Raw genomic sequence first — 16966 nt, forward strand, 5'->3', positions numbered from 1 at the left:
GGCGGCGTCAGTGGTTTCAGTCGTGTCGGTGGGGACGGCGGCGCCGGTCAGCCCCTGCGGGCCAGCGCGGGACGCCGCTGCCGGGCGCCGCCGGCGACGGCCGGCGGGCGCGGGCCGCGCAGCTCGACGGGGACCGGGAAGGCGACGCGCACCGCCAGGCCGCCGCCGGGCCGAGCCTCCGCCGCGAGCGCCGCGCCGTGGGCCGAGGCGATGGCCCGCACGATGGACAGGCCGAGGCCGTGGTTCCAGCCGCGGCCCGCCCGGCGGTCGAGGCGGTGGAACGGCTCGAACAGCTGGGACACCTGGTCGTCCGGAACCTGGTGGCCCGAGTTGCTGACCGTGATGACCGCGCGCCCGTCCTCGGTCCCGGTCCTCACCTCCACGAACCCGTCCGGCACGTTGTAGGTGAGCGCGTTCTCCACCAGGTTGGTCACCAGGCGCTCGACGAGGGCCCGGTCGCCCACGGTGACCGCGGGCAGGATGGTGGACTCGCGGCGCACGTCGCGCCGCAGGAAGTCGGACTCCGCGATGTCGAGCGCGTCCTCGGCGATCTCCGCGAGGTCGACGGGCTCCCGGCGGTCCAGGCCCCGCTCGCCGGTGGTCAGCGTCAGCAGCGACTCCAGCAGCCGCTCCTGCTGCCGGCAGATCTCCAGCACCCGCTCGCTCGCCGCGCGGAACGACGCCACGTCGGCCGTGCGGTCGATCAACGTCTCCTCGATCAGCGCGTGCTCCAGGGTGAGCGGCGTGCGGAGCTCGTGCGCGGCGTTGGCGACGAAACGCTTGTGCGTGGCGAGCGCCGTCTCCAGCCGTTCCAGCAGCCCGTCCACGGTGTCGGACAGGTCCACCATCTCGTCGCGCGGGCCCGGGGCGGCGAGCCGCTCGTGCAGGTTGCGCGCCGAGATCCGCTGGATCGTGGAGGTCATGACCCGGAGCGGGCGGAGGATCCGGTTGGCCACCAGCCAGCCGAGCACGAACGAGATCAGCACCATGATGCACAGCGCGATCGCCGACTGGACGAGCAGATGCTCCATCTCCAGATCGTGCTGGTGTTCCGCCGCGGCCTGCATGTCGGCGGTGACCAGCGGGGACAGCTCGGGCGACGGGTTTCCGCTGAGGCTCCCCTGGATCAACCGGTTGCCGTCGGACCGCTGGAACCTGCTGAACTGGGTCTTCGGCGAGTGGCTGACCAGCAGGTAGAGGATGGCGAGCAGGACGGCGCCGGTGCCGGTGAACGCCCCGGCGTACAGCAGGCTGAGCCGCATGCGGACCCGGCTGGGCCGGTAGCGCGCCCGGATCCGGTGGAACACCGGGGTCAGCCCGGGAATGCGGAGGGTCATCGCGCCCGCCTCTCAGATGCGGTAGCCGCCGCGTGGCACGGTGTGGATGATGCCCGGACTGCCGAGCTTCGAACGCAGCCGGTTCACGGTCGCCTTGACCGTGGTGGTGAACGGGTCGGCGGCCTCGTCCCAGACCCGCTCCAGCAGTTCCTCGGCCGACACGACCCGGCCCTGCGCGGCGAGCAGGTACTCCAGCAACGAGAACTCCTTCGGGCTGAGCGTCAGTCGGGCGCCGCCGCGGGTGGCGATCCGCTTCGACGGGTCCAGGCGCAGGTCCTCGTGCACCAGCACCGGCGGCACCGCGGTCTGCGGGCGCCGCCCGATCGCCCGGATCCGCGCGATGAGTTCGGGATAGGCGAACGGCTTGGGCACGTAGTCGTCCGCGCCCAGGTTGAGCCCCTCGACCCGCTCGGCGAGGGTGTTGGAGGCGGTGAGCATCAGCACCCGGGTCTGCGGCACCTCGGCGACCAGCGTGCGACACACGTCGTCGCCGTGGGTGCCGGGGATGTCCCGGTCCAACACCACGATGTCGTAGTCGACCACGCTGGTGCGCTCCAGCGCGTCGGAGCCGTCGTGGACCACGTCGACCGCCATGCCCTCGCGGCGCAGCACCCGGCCCAGCGACTCGGCCAGCTCGACCTGATCCTCCACCACCAGAACTCGCATCGCGCTCCTTCCGCCACCCGCTCGTCGCCGCCCCCGGCGTCCGGTACCACGTCCAGACTGCCCGACCTCGGGTCGCAGTCGGGTCACATTCCGAAACCGTTGGGAGACCGCCCGGCAGCACGCTACCCAGGACGGACGCCGGAGAGGTGAAGCGAGGGTCTTGACGTCGCTTACCGCGCTGTGACCGCACACCTCGTAGAAGGGATAACAGGACAACACCCAAACCTAGATCCGAGTTGAGAGGACCAGGAGACATGAGCAGGCAGATGGCGGCACGGGGGACAGGGGGCCGGAGGCGACAGCGGACGGTCATCGCCCTCGCCGCGTTCACGGTGCTCGGGCTGGGGCTCGTCGGCTGCGGCGGCGACTCGGAGGCCTCGGACGGCAGCAGCGGCGAAGGCAGCGCCGACGACCGCGAGGCGGCCGCGGTCGCGTACTCGGAGTGCATGCGGGAGAACGGCGTGCCCGAGTTCCCCGACCCGCAGGGCGGCCGGCTGACGATCCAGGGCGGGCAGGGCCAGGCGCTCAACCCGCAGAGCCCGGAGTTCCAGGCCGCGGAGCAGGCGTGCGCCGACCTGAAGCCGCCGGGGCTCGGCCAGGGCGGCAACGCCCAGCAGGAGGAGGCCATGCTCGCGTACTCGCAGTGCATGCGGGACAACGGCGTGCCCGAGTTCCCCGACCCGGAGGGCGGCATGCTCCGGCTGTCGCCCGACTCCGGCGTCGACCTGGACTCGCCGGAGTTCCAGCAGGCCGAGGAAACCTGCCGTGACCTCGCTCCGGGCGCGACCGGTCAGTAAAGCTGGGATGGGATTACACCTGAGATGAGCACTTCTGTGAGTGACACCGCCGCCCAGACGCAGGACGGCGCGGAAGGTTCGACCGAGTCCGGTGAGAAGGACGGCAAGCGCCGCCGGAAGGTCCGCCGGCGCTTCGTCGCCGGCGCCGTGGTGGTGCTCGTGGCCGTGACCGGCGCGGGGCTCGCCATCGCCAACCCGTTCTCCGAGGACGACACGGCGGCGGAGTCGACCACCGCGGACACCGCCCTGGCCACCGTCACCCAGGGCCCGTTGTCCGCCCAGATCACCGAGAGCGGCACGTTGACCTACGCCGCCCGGTCGGACGGCACGCCCTACTCGGTGATCAACCAGGTCGACGGCATCTTCACCTCGCTGCCCGGCGAGGGCGAGGTGATCGAGTGCGGCCAGGCCCTCTACACGGTGGCCGAGACGCCGGTGCCACTGGTGTGCGGCGCGACGCCGTTCTACCGGGACCTCGCCGTCGGCGCCGAGGGCGCCGACGTCCAGCAGCTCAACGCCATGCTGCTGGAGCTCGGTTACGCCGACGAGGGCGAGATCGCGGCCGACTCGGACGCCTTCGACTCCGAGACGGCCGAGGCGCTGACCGCCTTCCAGGCCGAGATCGGCGCCCAGGAGACCGGCGGCCTGCGCCTCGGCGAGGCCGTCGCCCTGCCGGGACCGCTGCGGGTGACCGGCGTGCTCGCCGAGACCGGCACGCCGGGGCAGCGCGGCGGTCCGGTGCTGGAGACCACCACGACCAACCGTCAGATCGTCGTCGAGCTGAACCCCGCGCTGCAGACGGGCGTCGAGGTCGGCGACCAGGTCACCGTCACCCTGCCGGACCAGACCTCCACCACCGGCGAGGTCAGCAGCATCGGCGCCGTCACCAGCCCCGAGGAGGGCGGTGACGCGGCGACCGGCGGGGAGGGCGAGGCGAGCCTGCCCGTCTACATCACGCTCGACGATCCGGAGACCGCCGGGGACCTCGACGAGGCGCCGGTCCAGGTGCAGATCACCACGGAGGAGGTGGACAACGCGCTGAGCGTTCCGGTGACCGCCCTCATCGGACTCGCCGGCGGCCAGTACGCCGTGGAACGGGTCGACGACCAGGGCGTGCACCACACCGTGCCGGTCGATCTCGGCCTCTTCGACAGTGCCGGCGGCATGGTCGAGGTCAGCGGGGACCTGGCGCCCGGCGACCAGGTGGCGGTGCCTGCCTCATGAGCGTGATCTCGTCCACCCGCGAGCTGCCGGGAGCCGGCATGGACGACGCCGCGCCGGGAGGCGACGGCGGCGCCCCGCCGGTCCTGGAGCTCGCGGCCGTCACCAAGACCTACGGTGAGGACCCGCCCGTCTCCGCCCTGCGCGGGGTGAGCTTCACCGTGCGCAAGGGGGAGTTGGTCGCCATCGTCGGGCCCTCGGGCTCGGGCAAGACCACCCTGCTGCACGTCATGGGGACGCTGGAGCGGCCGAGCGACGGCATCGTCCGGATCGGCGGCGTGGACGTCGCAGGGCTGGACGACCGCCGGCTCGCGGCGCTCCGGGCCCGCAGCATCGGCTTCGTCTTCCAGCAGTTCTTCCTGCACGAGTACTCGACGGCGCTCGACAACGTCGCGGACGGCCTGCTCTACGCCGGCGTCGACATCACCGAGCGCCGGGAGCGCGCCGCGCGGGCGCTGGAGCGGGTCGGCCTCGGCCACCGGACGAACTTCCGGCCCGGCAAGATGTCCGGCGGCGAGCGGCAGCGCGTCGCGATCGCCAGGGCGCTCGTCGGGCGCCCCGCGATCGTCCTCGCGGACGAGCCGACGGGCAACCTCGACAGCGCGACCGGCGCGTCCATCGTGGAGCTGCTGCACGAGCTGAACGCCGACGGGGCCACCATCCTCGTGATCACCCACGACAACGGCCTGGCCAATCGGCTGCCCCGTCAGGTGCACGTGCTGGACGGGCTGATCCTCTCGGACAGCGGCCAGAACGACGGTGGTGGCAGCGCGAACGGCGCCGGCGCGAACGGCGCGCACGGCTCAGAAGGATCGAAGGAGGGGGGCTCATGAGCGTCCAGGCCACCACGGCCCCCGCCCGCCTGTCGTTCGGCGACCAGGCGCGCCTGGCCAGCGTCGGCATCCGGTCCCGGAAGCTGCGCGCCTCGCTCTCGGCGCTCGGCATCGCCATCGGCGTCGCCGCCATCGTCGCGGTGCTGGGCCTGTCGTCGTCGTCCCAGGCGGGACTGCTGGCGGAGATCGACCGGCTCGGCACCAACCTGCTGACGGCCAGCAAGGGCCAGACCTACACCGGCGAGGAGGCTCAGCTTCCGCAGGAGGCGCCGGACCGGATCGGCCTGCTGGGCGACGTCGAGGAGGTCGCCCACGTCGGCGAGGTCGCCGGGGCGAACGTCTACCGCAGCCCGCTGATCCCCGAGGTCAACACCGGCGCGCTCAAGGTGCAGGCGGCCAGCCTGAACCTGCTGCCGGTGGTGGCCACCGAGGTGGCCGAGGGCAGCTGGCTGAACAGCGCCACCTCCGAACAGCCGGTCACCGTGCTCGGCGCGACCGCCGCCGAGCGGATGGGCATCGACCGGGTCTATCCGGGCCAGCGGGTGTGGCTGGGCGAGCAGTGGTTCTACGTCGCCGGCATCCTGGCGCCCGCGGAGCTCGCGTCGGACATCGACAGCAGCGCGCTGATCGGGTACGCCGCCGCCGACGAGTTCCTCGGGTACACCGACCTGGTCAACGGCGAGCCGGTGCCGGGACCGCCCAGCACGGTCTACGTCCGGGCGAACCAGGACCACGTGGGCGAGGTCCAGGAGGTCCTCGGCCAGACCGCGAACCCCGAGGCGGCCAACGAGGTGGACGTGAGCCAGCCGTCCGACGCGCTCACCGCGCGCGCCGCGGCGGAGGGCGCGTTCAACACCCTCTTCCTCGGCCTGGGCGTGGTGGCCCTGGTCGTGGGCGCGGTCGGGGTGGCCAACATCATGATCATCTCGGTGCTGGAACGGCGTTCGGAGATCGGCCTGCGGCGTGCGCTCGGCGCCACCAAGGGCCAGATCCGCATGCAGTTCCTGTCCGAGGCGATCATGCTGTCGCTGATCGGCGGCGTGGTCGGCGTCCTCGCCGGAGCGGTCGCCACCGTCGTCTACGCCTCCTCGCAGGGGTGGACGGTGATCGTGCCGGTGGAGGCCTGGGTGGGCGGAATTGCCGCCGCCATTCTCATCGGTGCGCTGGCCGGTCTCCTTCCCGCCGTCCGGGCCTCCCGGCTTTCGCCGACCGAGGCGCTGCGCTCGGTGTGACATGGCTCACGATAGGGGCGTGAGGCGCGGGTCGGGCTCCCCCGGCCCGCGCCTTCACTCCAGGTGAGAGGCCGTGTGCCCCTTGGATAGGGGCTCCTCGCTAGGGGTTTAGGGGGCATCTAGGGGTAACTCTGAGCAAGGACCCTTGTAAGGTCTAGGTAAGGGCAGGCGATCGGGGCACGGGGAATCAGACGTCTCAGACGTGAGATCAACAAAGTACGCACACGCGTGCTTTGGTTTTCTTTTGCGCACTTCGCCCTGGTGGTCTGCCCCTAAGGCCGGAATCAGATCCTGAGGAGTCTGATGTGGTTACAGGGGTCCGGCAAGGGGAGTACGACCAAGAGCCGGTAGTTCACGTCCAAATCAACTCATTGGCATACGGGGATTCACCGCGGATTTTCGGAGAGAGTCCGGAGCACATCGAAGCTCTGGCCTCGGCGGTCTCCGAGCTTCCGCCCATTATTGTTCATCGCTCAACAATGCGCGTCATCGACGGCATGCACCGCCTCAAGGCGGCCATTCTGCGCGGCGACAGCACGATCGCCACGCGGTTCTTCGACGGCGACGAGGCGGACGCCTTCGTCATCGCCGTGCAGGCCAACATCGCCCACGGGCTCCCGCTCACGCTTGCCGAACGCAAGCAGGCGGCGCAGCGCATCATGACCACCCACCCACAGTGGTCCGACCGGATGGTCGCCTCGGTGACGGGCCTCGCCGCGGGCACGGCCGCCGAGGTGCGCAAACAGGTCCACGGCGGCGCGGTGTTGGCCCATTCGCGGATCGGCCAGGACGGCCGGATCCGTCCCATCGACGGTGCCGCCGGGCGGCGGCTCGCCGGCGAGATGATGACCAAGAACCCGGAGCTCTCGCTCCGTCAGGTCGCCCGCGCGGCGGGCATCTCGCCGGAGACGGTCCGCGACGTCCGGAACCGGCTGAGTCGCGGCGAGGACGTCGTGCCCCGCCAACGCTCGGTCAACGGGCGGCGCGCGGACTGCCGGAGCCCGCTGAACCCGGGAGCGCTCAACCGGTCCCCGAGGGACCGCGCCGAGGTGGTGGCCAGACTCAAGGCCGACCCGGCGGTTCGGCTCCGGGAGAGCGGGCGCGCCCTGCTGCGGCTGCTCAACGTGCACACGCTCGAGTCCGCGAGCTGGGAGGACATCATCGAGAACGTCCCCCCGCACTGGTTCGGCGCCGTCGCCCAACTGGCCCGTGACCACGCGGAGATATGGGCGGAGTTCGCGGCGCGGCTGGAGAGCCGGACCGACGAGGACGGTCCGGTGCCACGGCCGGCGGTGCCGCGGCCCGCGGTCCCGCCGCCGGCGCTTCCGGCGCCCGCGGTGCCCGCGCCTCCCCCAGACTCTGTCCGGGAGGTGCCCCCAGGGATCCCGCGGCCCGCGGGCCCGCCGGCCGCGGAGCGGACCCGGCCCGCCGGGGTGTCCGTGCCCGGCTGACCAGGCGACACGGCCCGGACCCCGGGCGGACGCGTCCGTCAGCGCCCGCCCGGGGTCCGGGCCTTCGCCATGCCGGGCCGGCGGCCCTCAGGGGCCTGGGCCCCTGGACCTAGCCCGCCGGGGCGGGAGCCGGCAGCACGCACACCACCTGCGGGTAGGCGAGCGTCTGCCCGGTGTCGGTCAGTTCGCCGCTGTCCGCGTCCCGGGCGAGCACCGTGACGTTGCCGGAGTACTGGTTGGCGACGTACAGCCAGCGCTCCTCGGGGTCGAGGCTGATGTGCCGCGGCCAGCTGCCGCCGCACGGGTGGTGGCCGACGAGCTGGACGCTGGTGGGATCGCCGTCCGCGACGGCGAAGATCGCCACGCTGTCGTCGCCCCGGTTGCTGCAGTACACGAACCGGCCGTCCGACGACACCAGCACCTCGGCGGCGAGCTTGCCCTCGGTGGACGTGCCGTCGGGCAGGGTCGGGACGGGGGTCCCCGGGGTGAGGGCGCCGGAACCCGCGTCGTAGGCGCAGGGCGTGAGGGTCGAGTCGAGCTCGCCGAGCACGTAGGCGGCGGTGCCGTCGGGGTGGAGGGCCATGTGCCGGGGCCCGGACCCCGGGCTCAGCTTCACCTCGTGCTCCTGGGTCAGCCGGCCCTGGGCGGCGTCGAAGGCGTAGACGAACACCGAGTCGGTGCCCAGGTCGCACACGAAGAGCCGGTCGCCCGAGGGGTCGAGCAGCACCATGTGGGCGTGCGGACCCTCCTGCCGGCCGGGGTTCGGCCCCGAGCCGGTGTGCTGTATCTCCTGCACGAGGCCGGTGGGCGCGCCGTCCGCACCGAGCGCGACGACCGCCACGGTGCCCGAGTTGTAGTTGGCGATGAAAAGGTGGCCGCCCGCCGGGTGCACGGCGAGATGGCAGGGGGCCTCGCCGCCGCTCGGGCTCTCGCCGAGCGACGCCGAGACGCCGCCGGCCTGGTCCAGCGCGAACGCCGAGACCCGGTTGGCGCCGCCCTCGTTGACGGCGTACAGCACCGGGGCCGCGCCCGAGGCGCCGAACAGCGCGAGGAACGACGGGTCGACGGTGGGGGTGACGGCGTCGAGCGTGAGCGTTCCGGTGGCGTCGTCGGCGGTCGCCACCCCGACGCCCCGGTCGGCCGAACCGCCGGTGTAGGCGCCGAGGTAGACGCGGAACGGGCCGGCGGCGAGTGGGCCTGGTTCGGCGGCGGCGTTCGCGCTGGTCCAGGCCAGCGGAACGGCGACGGCGCCCGCCCCGAGGAGGGCGAGCACCGCGCGGCGCGAGGGCCCCGCCGGGGTCGCTGGTGTTGCTGGTGTTTCCGGTGCGTTCGGTGTTGCTGTCATCTGCTGTCTCCATGCGTGGGGGGAGTGGTACGGAGATCGCCCTACAGGATCCCCGCCCACGCCCCCACGCGACAGAGGGCCTCCGCTCCGAACTCGGTCCCGGCCTCGTTTCCGGACTCGGTCCGGCCCCGGTTCGGACCTGGTTCCGGGGCACTCGCGCCGCGGCCCGTCCGCCCGTCAGCCCTTGAGTCCGGTGAGCGTGATGCCCTCCAGGATCTGCCGCTGGGCCAGGAAGAAGACCGCGATGATCGGCGCGATCACCACCGTCGACGCGGCCATCAGATAGCCCCACTGCGCCGTGTAGACGCCCTGGAATGCGGCGAGGCCGAGCGCCAGCGTGTAGCGGTTGTCGTCGGCCAGGTAGATCAGCGGGTTGAGGAAGTCGTTCCACACGGCGATGAAGGTGAAGACGCCGACCACGATCAGCACCGGCTTGGACAGCGGCAGCACGATGCGCCAGAAGACGGTGAGCGGCGTGGCGCCGTCCACGTACGCCGCGTCGTCCAGCTCCCGCGGGATGGTCAGGAAGAACTGCCGCATCAGGAAGATGAGGCCGATCTGCCCGGCGCCGAACCAGGCCGGCAGGGTGAGCGGGACGTAGGTGCCGACCAGGCCCACCTTCTGCCAGCCGATGAACGTCGGCACCAGCGTCACCGCGTAGGGCAGCATCAGCCCGCTGAGCAGCACCGCGAACACGACGTTCCGGCCGCGCCAGCGGAGCCGGGCGAAGGTGAACGCGGAGAGCGCGCCGACCAGCAGCACGCCCGGCACCACCACCGCCTCGATGGCCAGGGTGTTGAGGAAGTACCGGCCGAACGGGCGGGCGGTCAGCGCGCCCGAGTAGTTGTCCCAGTGGAAGGGGTTGGGCACCCACTCGGGCGGCGAACGGAAGATCTGCCCGTCGCCCATGAGCGAGCTGCGCACCAGCCAGAGGAACGGGAAAAGCGTCACGAACGCGCCGGCGCACAGCACCGCGTAGAGCACGACGCGGCGCAGCCGGTCGGCGAGCGGACGTCGCGTGGTTCGAACGGCGGTCACGGTCACCGTGCCTCCCCGGCCTCGTAGTAGACCCAGCGCCGGGCCGAGCGGAACACCAGCGACGTCGCGATCACGACCAGCAGGAAGAGCACCCAGGCGAGCGCGCTGGCGTAGCCGAGGCGGCCCTCGGCGAAGGCCGTGCGGTAGAGGTAGAAGTTGTAGAAGAGCGTGGCGTTGTCGGGACCGCCCTGGGTCATCACGTACGCCTCGTTGAACACCTGGAAGGTGGCGATCAGGCCCATCACCAGGTTGTAGAAGATGGTCGGCGTCATCATCGGGACGGTGACGTAGCGGAACTTCGCCCACGGCCCGCCGCCGTCCACCTCGATCGCCTCGTACAGGTGGCGCGGCACGCCCTGGAGCCCGGCGAGGAAGATCACCGCGGCGTTGCCGAAGCCCCAGGCCGACATGACGGCCAGCGAGGGCACGGCGGTCGTCGAGTCGTAGATCCACTGCGAGGTGGGCAGCCCGGCGCTCCGCAGCACCTGGTTGAGCAGGCCGAAGTCCGGGTTGTAGATCCACATCCAGAGCACCGCGCTGGCGACGCTGGGCACCAGCACCGGCAGGTAGTACAGCACCCGGAACAGGCCGCGCCCGCGCACCTCGCGGTTGAGCAGCAGCGCGACGGCGAAGCCGAAGGCGAGGCCGAGCGGCACGGCGAGCAGCGTGTAGTAGAGGGTGACCCGCAGCGACTTCCAGAACAGGTCGTCGTCGCCGAACATCGTCCGGTAGTTGTCGAGGCCGACCCATTCCGTCCGGCCGCCGATCGTCCAGTCGGTGAGGCTGATGACGAAGGAGGCGACCATCGGGCCGACGGTGAAGGCGAGGAAGCCGAGCACCACGGGCAGCGCCAGCAGCATGCCCCAGCGCTGCTCCATCCGGGTCAGCCCGCCCACCGCGCGGCGGCCCCCGGGCGGGGTGGACGGGCGCGGGGCGGTCGCGGGCGGGGTGCGGGTGGTCGTGGCCATCAGGCGTCCCTCCGCACGTCGGGGTACACGCCGGACATGAAGGACGTGATGCGTTCGGCGACGCCCTTCAGATGGCTGGCTATCTCCGCCCGGCCGCGCACGTTGCCGAGCCAGACCGCGTCGAGGCCGGGGATGAGCCGGTTGAAGACCAGGGAGCTCTCCCGGATCCGGTAGGTGGGCTCCTGCACCGAGTGGTTGAGCAGCGGGTCGACCATGCTGTCGGCGAAGTTCGGCGGGTGGATGTCGGTGTCGGTCCAGCTGGCCAGCAGCTCGGGGTCGGTGTAGAAGCGGCGCTGCAGCGGCATCCACAGGCCCTGCTCGTAGAGCGGGCAGCGCTCCGGGTCGGCCATCTGGAGGTAGAACTCCACGGCCTGTTCGGGGAAGCGGCTGCGCTGGAAGACGCAGGTGGCGCCCGAGGTGACGGTGGTCAGCGCCTCGTCCCCGAAGCGCGGCATCACGCCGATGCCGTAGGGGAAGTCGGTGGCGGCCAGGTCGAGGAGGTTCCAGTAGCCGTCGATCGACATCGCCAGCTTGCCGGACTGGAGCATCAGCGCCAGGCCCGAGTTGAACGACAGCAGCTGCGCGGGGTTGGGCGCCACCCGGTGCTCGTAGATCAGGTCGGACACCGCCGTGACGACGTCGACCGCGGCGGCCGAGTCGATGACGCAGCGGGTGCCGTCCTCGCTGAACAGGTCGGCGCCGTTGCTGCGGAGCAGCGCGTACAGCGTCTGGCTCGGGTTGGTCGGCGGGGCGGTGCCGTACTGCACCACCCGCGCGCTGTCGAAGCCCGACTCGCCGGGGCGGCGGCCCTCGGCGTCGAAGGTGACCCGCTCGGCGGTGGCGACGAAGTCGTCCCAGTGCCAGGCGTCCGCGACGCGGGTCGGCGGCGTCGGGGCGCCGGCCTGCTCGAACAGCTGGGTGTTGTACCAGATGCCGTGGATCTCGATGGCGGTCTGGAACACCGCGCCCGTGTCGTCCCAGTAGTGGATGGTCTCGGGCAGGAAGTCGTCGAGTTCGGGGAACCGGTCGCGGTAGTCGAGCATGTTGACCAGCAGGCCGCCCTCGCCGAGCCGCATCGAGGTGCCCATCGTCAGATAGGAGATGTCCGGCTCCTGACGGGCCGCCACCAGCGTGTTCAGCTTGGCCTCGTACGTCGTGTAGTTGACCAGCTGGGGGTCCACCGTGAGGTGTCCTGACCGGGTGGAGAAGTGCTCGCTGACCGCCGTCACCCCGGCCTCCTCCTGGGCGCTGCCCCAGAAGAGGAACGACAGCCGGTCGGAGCGGTCGGCGGGCAGGAAACCGCAGGACGCCAGCGGCGCGACGAGCGCCGCGCCGCCGAGGCCGCCCACGCCGCGCAGCAGCGAGCGGCGGGAGGGCGCGGCCCGGGACCTCACGGGGACGGGGGCGTGCGGGGACGGGGGTGGGGACACGGGAGCCTCCGGCGGTGCGGGCGGCGGGGGAGCGGCGAGCGCGGCCGCGGGCGCGGCGTGGGGTCGGCGGGCGGACGGGGGCGAGGGACGCGGAACGGGGGCGCGGAACGGGCCGGGCACCGGGCCGCCCGGACATCGGGCGGCCCGGTCGGCGGGCGGGGTTACTCCTGGCGCGGCCGGGACGTCGGCGGTTCGGGGAACTCGGGCAGGGTCGGCAGCGTCGGGAACGCCGACGGTTCGGACGGTTCCGGCGCCAACCGTTCGGCGGGCAGCCACACCCGCATGCTGCTGATCCCCCGGTTGGCCCAGGCGTAGTACGGGATCGCGGTGAGGGTGACCCGCTCGCCCGCCGGCCGCTCCGGCTCCTGCGCCGGTTCCTCGGCAGGGGTCGGGGTCGGGGTGTCGGCGGTGGCGCGGCGGTAGGGCCACCACGTCGTGCCGTCGTCCGGGGCCGCCGGCCGGGGCCGGACGCGGGCCCTGGCGTGCACCACGGTGACGCCGTCGAGGAGATCGGGCCGGGCGGAGTCGGTGAGCGTCGATCCGGTGTCGACGACCAGATCGTCCAGCCCGAACCCGTCGCCGAGGTCCGGCTGGTCGAGGTTCTCGACGCAGTAGACCAGCGGCCCGCGTTCGATGGCGGCGCAGCCGCGCGCCGCGTCCACCCGCGGATCGGCCAGGGTGAAGCGGGGCTTCGTGTCGAGCAGCAGCAGCATGCTCTCGCCCTCCTGCCAGGTCCGGTGCAGGCGCAGCCAGCCGTCCTCGTAGGTGTACGGGGCGTCCGCCTCCGGCAGCCACACGGACCAGCGGTCCACGGCCCAGTGCGGCACCCGCAGCGCCAGGGTCCACGGCTCGGGCCCGGAGCGGTCCACGGTCAGCTCGATGCGGCCCTTCTGCGGGTACTCGGTGGTCACCCGCACCTCGACGGGCGCGCCGGCCACCTCGGCCGAGACGGTGCCGGACGCGTACTGGTGCAGGTGCAGGGTGCCGCCGTCCGCCGAGGTGGCGGCCAGGTAGTGCGGCAGCGAGGCGAGCAGCCGCATCAGGTTCGGCGGGCAGCAGGCGCAGTGGAACCACGGCACCCGGGGGGCGCGTTCGCCCTCCTGGTCGGCGTGGCCGTCCCTGACGTGCAGCGGATTGTCGTAGAGGTAGCGGTCGCCGCTCAGCGAAACGCCGCACAGCACGCCGTTGTAGAGGGTGCGTTCGATCAGGTCGGAGTACCGGGACTCGCCGGTGAGCAGCGCCATCCGCCAGCTGAACTGCACCGAGGCGATGGCGGCGCAGGTCTCGCAGTAGGCGCGCTCGTTGGGCAGCTCGTAGGGCTGGCCGAAGCCCTCGTCGGTGTGGTGGGCGCCGATCCCGCCGGTGAGGTACGTCTGGCGGGCCGTCATCTCCGCCCAGAGCCGCTCGACGGCGGCCCGCAGTTCCGGCTCCCCGGTCTCGGTCGCGACGTCGGCGGCGCCGGCGAGCAGGTAGACCTGGCGCACCGCGTGACCGGTGACCGACGACGCCTCGCGGATCGGCGCGTGGTCCTGGTAGTAGCCGGGGCGCCCCGGGCCCTGCTCGGTCCGCACGGGCAGCGCCCCGCCGTGCCGGTCCACGAAGTACTGGGCCAGCTCGGTGTAGCGGGTCTCGCCGGTCTCCCTGGCGAGTTCGACGAGCGCGGTCTCGATCTCCGGGTGGCCGTCGACGCTGTCCACCGGCTTGCCCGAGCCCTCGGGCCCGAAGCTCTCCTCGATGTGGTCGGCGAACCGGACGGCGACGTCGAGGAGTTCGCGGCGCCCGGTGGTGCGGTGGTGGGCCACCGCGGCCTGGATCAGGTGCCCAGCGGTGTACAGCTCGTGGCCCCAGTGCAGCTCGGAGAAGTGCGGCACCTCGGGCTTGGCCACCTGGTAGAAGCTGTTGAGGTAGCCGGAGTCCTCCTGGGCCCGGGCCAGCAGCGCGGCGAGCTCGTCGATCCGACGGTGCAGCTCGGCCGCGTAGTCCTCGGGCAGGCCCGGCTCGCCGAGCTGCCAGGCCGCCGCCTCCAGCCACTTGTGCACGTCGGTGTCCTGGAACGGGTGCCGGCCCCGGAAGCCGCCGGTCTCCCGGTCGGCGGCGCGCCGCAGGTTCTCCGTGTTGCCGGCCTCCTCCAGCCGCTCGGGGCCCTGCGGGATGCTCACCTCGGCGTTCACCCGGCGCCGGTCGGCCCAGAACCCCTCGGTGATGGTGGCCCCCGCGTCGGGTCGCTGCGCGGCGTGCGCGTCGGCGCCGAGGCGGACCGGCCCGGGGGAGTGCGGGGCGGCCGGCCGGGCGGCGGACGGTTCGGGTGTCATGAGGCTCCCGGGTGCGAAGTTCGTGTGCGAAGTCGTGTTCAGGGTTGTGTGCAGGGTCGCGTGCACAGTCGTGTGCGAAACTGTGAGAAACCCTTTTCCTGGACCCGCACGCTAGGAGTGGGTTCCGAATGCGTCAAGACCTCGCGGGCCATAACCCTGTCGTGGCATCATGTCGCCGGACGGGGCGTCCGCGCTCCGTCGCGATCTTGAGGCAAAGGATTTCTCGATGACCGTGTCCCCGGGGGACAGGCCGCCCGCGCGCGCCGCCACGATCAGCGACGTGGCGGCGCTGGCCGGAGTGTCGCCCGGCACCGCCTCCAAGGCGCTCAACGGGCGCGGACGGCTGCGCCCGGAGACCCGGGAGCGGGTGCTGGACGCGGCCCGCAAGCTGAGCTTCCGCCCCAACGAGATGGCCCGCAGCCTGCTCTCCGGGCGCAGCTACACGGTCGGCCTGGTGACCACCGACAGCGTCGGCCGGTTCAGCCTGCCGGTGCTGCTCGGGGCGGAGAACGCGCTGGGCGCCGGGCGGCTGTCGGTCTTCCTGTGCGACACCCGCGGCGACCAGATCCGCGAACAGCACTACGTGCGCTCGCTGCTGGACCGCCGCATCGACGGACTCATCGTCACCGGCCGGCGCACCGACCCGCGCCCGCCGTTGGACCTCCCGGCGCCGGTGCCCACGGTCTACACGCTCGGGCCCTCGACCGACCCGCGGGACGTCTCGCTGGTGCCGGACGACGCGGGCGGTGCCCGGCTCGTGGTGCGCCACCTGCTGGCCACCGGGCGGCGGCGCATAGCCCACGTCACCGGGCCCGCCCACCATTCGGCGGCGGCGGTGCGGGCCGAGCACGCGGTCGCGGAGCTGGCCGCGGCGGGGTACGAACTCTCCGGCGGTGCCGTTCAGTTCGGCGAGTGGACCGAGGCGTGGGGGCGGCAGGCCGCGCTCATCGCGCTCCGCGCCGATCCGGACGTCGACGCGTTGTTCTGCGGCAACGACCAGATCGCCCGCGGCGCCGCGGACGCGCTGCGGGAGTCCGGGCGCCGGGTGCCGGACGACGTCGCCCTGGCCGGCTACGACAACTGGGAGACCATGGCGGAGGCCTGCCGCCCGCCGCTCACCACCGTGGACATGAACCTGTCCGAACTGGGCCGGACGGCCGCCCTGCGGCTCATGGCCGCCATCGACGGCCGCCCCGCGTCCGGGGTCGAGACGCTGCCGTGCCGCCTCGTGATCCGCGAGTCCACGGGCGTTCCCGCGGGGCCGCCGCGGTCCGGAGGGTCGTCCGGGGCGCCGGCCGGGCCACCGGCCGCTCGGTCGTCCGAGCCGTCGCCCACCGTTTCGCCGCGAGCGGCGGGCTCGTCCCAGCCGCCGCCCGGACCGTCGCACGGGTCCTCCTCCGAGGCCGCCCCCGGGTTCCCGGGCGGCTGACCCGTCGCGCCCCACCCGCCGGCCCAGGGAGGTCGCCATGCAGGACACCGTGCCCGACTCCGCCTTCGCCCGTGGCCTCGGGCGCCTCGCCGACCTGGTGCTCGCCGGCCTGCTGTGGACAGTCGCGAGCCTGCCGCTGGTCACCCTGCCGGCGGCCACCACGGCGCTCTTCGCGGTCGCCGACGGCTGGGTGAGGGGCGAGAGCCCGCCGGTGCTCGCCACGTTCCGGGACGCGTTCCGGCGTCGCCCGGTCCGCGGCCTCGCGGTCGGCGGCGCGCTGGCGGCGGGCGCGGCCGTCGTCGCGGTGGACGTGGCGTTCGCCGCCTGGGCCGAGGGCGCCCCGCTGCGCGCCGCGGTCCTGGTGACGGCCACGCTGCCGGCCCTGGCCACGGCGCTGGCCGCCGCGTTCGCCTTCCCGCTGCTGGCCCTCACCGACGACGGGCCGGTGGCGCTGCTGCGCAACGCGGTGCTGCTGGCGGTCGGCAACCCGCTGCCCACCGTCGCGGCCTGGGCCACCGTGGCCGCCGGCGCGGCGCTCGCCTTCGTGGCGCCCCCGGTGACCCCGCTGCTGGGCTCGCTCGCCGCCCTGACCGTCGCCTGGCTCGCCCGCCGCGCCCTGTCCCGGGTGCCAACGCCCACCACCCGGCCGTCCCCGGTCCCCCGGCCCACCACCGACTGACCCCCGCTTGCCCGGCGCCCGGCCGCCGGCGCACGTCCCGTGGCCCACGCTCGGCCGGCGACCCGGCGGGCCGATCCGCGCCTCCCATGACGTGGCGGCCACCTGCTCGTCCACACTCCGACCGGGCGACACCCGCCGCGGCCCACCTCCGCACAGTTCGCCGCGTCGCCACCCTGGCCGGCCCGTTGACCGGTGGGCCAGCCGGTCGGGAAGGCGGGGCGCGGCGGT

Annotated in this window: 14 protein-coding genes; 7 read left to right on the top strand and 7 right to left on the bottom strand. The window is 73.1% G+C overall.

From position 1 onward, the window contains the following. Positions 1-47: 47 nt before the first annotated feature. Positions 48-1337, bottom strand: a complete 1290-nt coding sequence (locus ABGB06_RS02700; protein ID WP_347584988.1) for an ATP-binding protein — start codon at positions 1335-1337, stop codon at positions 48-50. A 12-nt stretch (positions 1338-1349) separates the two neighbouring features. Then, positions 1350-2003, bottom strand: a complete 654-nt coding sequence (locus ABGB06_RS02705) for a response regulator transcription factor (RefSeq protein WP_347584989.1) — start codon at positions 2001-2003, stop codon at positions 1350-1352. A 254-nt stretch (positions 2004-2257) separates the two neighbouring features. On the opposite strand from ABGB06_RS02705, the gene ABGB06_RS02710 reads away from it, so the two are divergent. The 5 genes from ABGB06_RS02710 (at position 2258) to ABGB06_RS02730 (ending at position 7537) form a co-directional block, all read left to right on the top strand. Then, positions 2258-2800, top strand: coding sequence for a hypothetical protein (locus ABGB06_RS02710; protein WP_347584990.1), 543 nt, complete (start codon positions 2258-2260; stop codon positions 2798-2800). Positions 2801-2836: 36 nt separating this feature from the next. Then, positions 2837-4024 (top strand): peptidoglycan-binding protein, encoded by a 1188-nt coding sequence (locus ABGB06_RS02715; RefSeq protein WP_347584991.1) that lies wholly within the window; start codon positions 2837-2839, stop codon positions 4022-4024. 38 nt (positions 4025-4062) lie between these two features. Then, complete coding sequence (locus ABGB06_RS02720; protein WP_347585431.1) at positions 4063-4854, top strand: ABC transporter ATP-binding protein; 792 nt, start codon at positions 4063-4065, stop codon at positions 4852-4854. Continuing rightward, on the top strand, positions 4851-6086 hold the full coding sequence (locus ABGB06_RS02725) for an ABC transporter permease (RefSeq protein WP_347584992.1): 1236 nt from the start codon (positions 4851-4853) through the stop codon (positions 6084-6086). The genes ABGB06_RS02720 and ABGB06_RS02725 overlap by 4 nt, the downstream gene beginning before the upstream one ends. A gap of 305 nt (positions 6087-6391) precedes the next feature. Beyond that, the gene (locus tag ABGB06_RS02730) at positions 6392-7537 is read left to right on the top strand and encodes a ParB/RepB/Spo0J family partition protein (protein ID WP_347584993.1); all 1146 of its coding nucleotides are present in this window, start codon (positions 6392-6394) and stop codon (positions 7535-7537) included. Positions 7538-7646: 109 nt separating this feature from the next. Here ABGB06_RS02730 and ABGB06_RS02735 read toward each other — a convergent pair whose 3' ends face one another. The 5 genes from ABGB06_RS02735 to ABGB06_RS02755 form a co-directional block, all read right to left on the bottom strand. Further along, the gene (locus ABGB06_RS02735; protein ID WP_347584994.1) at positions 7647-8882 is read right to left on the bottom strand and encodes a lactonase family protein; all 1236 of its coding nucleotides are present in this window, start codon (positions 8880-8882) and stop codon (positions 7647-7649) included. Between the two features lie 177 nt (positions 8883-9059). Continuing rightward, complete coding sequence (locus ABGB06_RS02740; RefSeq protein ID WP_347584995.1) at positions 9060-9920, bottom strand: carbohydrate ABC transporter permease; 861 nt, start codon at positions 9918-9920, stop codon at positions 9060-9062. A gap of 2 nt (positions 9921-9922) precedes the next feature. Next, positions 9923-10888, bottom strand: a complete 966-nt coding sequence (locus ABGB06_RS02745; protein WP_347584997.1) for a sugar ABC transporter permease — start codon at positions 10886-10888, stop codon at positions 9923-9925. Continuing rightward, complete coding sequence (locus ABGB06_RS02750) at positions 10888-12318, bottom strand: extracellular solute-binding protein (protein ID WP_347584998.1); 1431 nt, start codon at positions 12316-12318, stop codon at positions 10888-10890. The genes ABGB06_RS02745 and ABGB06_RS02750 overlap by 1 nt, the downstream gene beginning before the upstream one ends. Before the next feature lie 161 nt (positions 12319-12479). After that, on the bottom strand, positions 12480-14630 hold the full coding sequence (locus ABGB06_RS02755) for a beta-L-arabinofuranosidase domain-containing protein (protein ID WP_347584999.1): 2151 nt from the start codon (positions 14628-14630) through the stop codon (positions 12480-12482). A gap of 226 nt (positions 14631-14856) precedes the next feature. On the opposite strand from ABGB06_RS02755, the gene ABGB06_RS02760 reads away from it, so the two are divergent. Further along, positions 14857-16059: a substrate-binding domain-containing protein gene (locus tag ABGB06_RS02760; RefSeq protein ID WP_347585000.1), complete on the top strand. Its 1203-nt coding sequence runs from the start codon at positions 14857-14859 to the stop codon at positions 16057-16059. Between the two features lie 37 nt (positions 16060-16096). After that, positions 16097-16738: a YesL family protein gene (locus ABGB06_RS02765; protein ID WP_347585001.1), complete on the top strand. Its 642-nt coding sequence runs from the start codon at positions 16097-16099 to the stop codon at positions 16736-16738. Positions 16739-16966: the final 228 nt, after the last annotated feature.

The sequence above is a fragment of the Streptomyces sp. B6B3 genome, assembly GCF_039871525.1.
Classification (GTDB): domain Bacteria; phylum Actinomycetota; class Actinomycetes; order Streptomycetales; family Streptomycetaceae; genus Streptomyces.

Excerpts from the sequence above, each read along its gene's own strand:
- ABGB06_RS02700 (WP_347584988.1), bottom strand. The coding sequence starts at position 1,337 with ATGACCCTCCGCATTCCCGGGCTGACCCCGGTGTTCCACCGGATCCGG.
- ABGB06_RS02705 (WP_347584989.1), bottom strand. The coding sequence starts at position 2,003 with ATGCGAGTTCTGGTGGTGGAGGATCAGGTCGAGCTGGCCGAGTCGCTG.
- ABGB06_RS02710 (WP_347584990.1), top strand. The coding sequence starts at position 2,258 with ATGAGCAGGCAGATGGCGGCACGGGGGACAGGGGGCCGGAGGCGACAG.
- ABGB06_RS02720 (WP_347585431.1), top strand. The coding sequence starts at position 4,063 with ATGGACGACGCCGCGCCGGGAGGCGACGGCGGCGCCCCGCCGGTCCTG.
- ABGB06_RS02725 (WP_347584992.1), top strand. The coding sequence starts at position 4,851 with ATGAGCGTCCAGGCCACCACGGCCCCCGCCCGCCTGTCGTTCGGCGAC.
- ABGB06_RS02735 (WP_347584994.1), bottom strand. The coding sequence starts at position 8,882 with ATGACAGCAACACCGAACGCACCGGAAACACCAGCAACACCAGCGACC.
- ABGB06_RS02745 (WP_347584997.1), bottom strand. The coding sequence starts at position 10,888 with ATGGCCACGACCACCCGCACCCCGCCCGCGACCGCCCCGCGCCCGTCC.
- ABGB06_RS02755 (WP_347584999.1), bottom strand. The coding sequence starts at position 14,630 with ATGACACCCGAACCGTCCGCCGCCCGGCCGGCCGCCCCGCACTCCCCC.
- ABGB06_RS02760 (WP_347585000.1), top strand. The coding sequence starts at position 14,857 with ATGACCGTGTCCCCGGGGGACAGGCCGCCCGCGCGCGCCGCCACGATC.
- ABGB06_RS02765 (WP_347585001.1), top strand. The coding sequence starts at position 16,097 with ATGCAGGACACCGTGCCCGACTCCGCCTTCGCCCGTGGCCTCGGGCGC.